The sequence below is a fragment of the Leucobacter soli genome (assembly GCF_042659205.1).
GTDB lineage: Bacteria > Actinomycetota > Actinomycetes > Actinomycetales > Microbacteriaceae > Leucobacter > Leucobacter soli.
Genome location: NZ_JBHSRW010000377.1, coordinates 1 through 1,309, shown reverse-complemented (window position 1 = coordinate 1,309; position 1,309 = coordinate 1). Strand labels below are relative to the sequence as shown.

2 protein-coding genes are annotated in these 1,309 nt (G+C 72.2%); both read right to left on the bottom strand.

Going from position 1 to position 1,309, the window contains the following annotated elements; genetic code table 11:
- The coding region (locus ACFPZL_RS13305; RefSeq protein ID WP_382335850.1) for a DNA polymerase III subunit delta at nt 1-416 on the bottom strand (416 nt) is incomplete at its 3' end.
- A partial coding sequence (locus ACFPZL_RS13300; protein WP_382335848.1) for a ComEC/Rec2 family competence protein occupies nt 347-1,309 on the bottom strand: 963 nt, incomplete at its 5' end. The genes ACFPZL_RS13305 and ACFPZL_RS13300, both read right to left, overlap by 70 nt.

Here is a 1,309-nt window from a genome sequence, read left to right as displayed (position 1 = left end):
ACCTCGACGGCGCCGAGCGCGTGCCCCGGGGCGCCGCGCACCGCGTCGAGCAGCGCTTTGCCGCGCTGCCCTCCGGCGTGGCGAAGGACGAGCGTCGTGTCGTCCGCGGGCTGTTCGAGGTAGCGCTTCGCGTCGTCGATGAAGGCGTCGCTCGATTTCTCGACGCCCGTGACGCGGATGAGCCGCGGCTCGGCGAAGAGCGAGGGGCTGGCGATGGTGAAGAGCTCGCCCGCGGTATAGCCGGACGCATCCACGTCGTGGATCTCGATCGACGGGTCCGCGCTGCGCAGTGTCTCGCGGATCGTGCGTGCGGCACGATCGGCGAGGAACTGCTCCGGTCCGCTGATCAGCACCACAGGGGCCGGGCGCGCCTCGTCGTATCCGAGTTGCGCGATCTTCGCCTTGCCCACTGCCACGCCTCTACTCTAGGGCTGCCGACCGACATCCGGCTCCGACCCTCCGGAGGAGGTTCCCCGGCCCGCTCGACCCACGGCGACAACCCTCCGCCCTCATCGGGGACGAGTGCGATCGCTCCGTGAAGGTCGGTCCGCAGAACGCGCGCGCCGGCACGGGACAAGGTCGCCAGCGCATCCCCGTTCGGGTGCCCGTAGCCATTGCCGGCACCGACGGACACCAGCGCCCAGCCCGCGCCGACCGCACTCGGGAGCCGTGCATCCTGGTCCCGCGAACCGTGGTGCGCGACCTTCAGCACCTCGGCCCGCAGATCCGTTCCGACCTCCAGCAGACGGCTCTGCTCCTCGAGACCGGTATCGGCGAGCATCAGCACCCGCGCCTGGCCGGCATCCACGAGGAGCACCAGACTCGCGGCGTTCGTGTCCGTCGGCGCCCCGCCATGGTTCGGCGCCAGGACGCGCCACGCCAGTCCACCCGCGCCGCCGCGATCGCCTGCACCGCCGATCCGCGTCGGGACACCGGCCGCCTCCAGCTGCCGCACGACGGCGCGCAGCTCCGTGCGCTCCCCGGCGACCGTCGGCGAGATGAGCGCCGCGTCGATCCTGTCGGAGATGGCGGGCAGCGCTCCGACGTGATCGCGATCGTCATGGGTGAGGACGAGCAGTGCGATCCGTTCGACGCCGAAGCGTTCGAGGCAGGCGTCCAGAAGCCGCGGATCGTCGCCCGTGTCGACCAGCACCGTGAGTTCGGGATGCGCGGGGTCCCGTAGCAGGACGGCGTCGCCCTGACCGACGTCGCAGGCCACGATCGCCCACCCCCTCGGCGTCGCCGCTCGCTCGCCGACGGGCACGACGAGCACGACCCCGAGGAGGAGGCCCGCAGAGCTCGCGGCGAG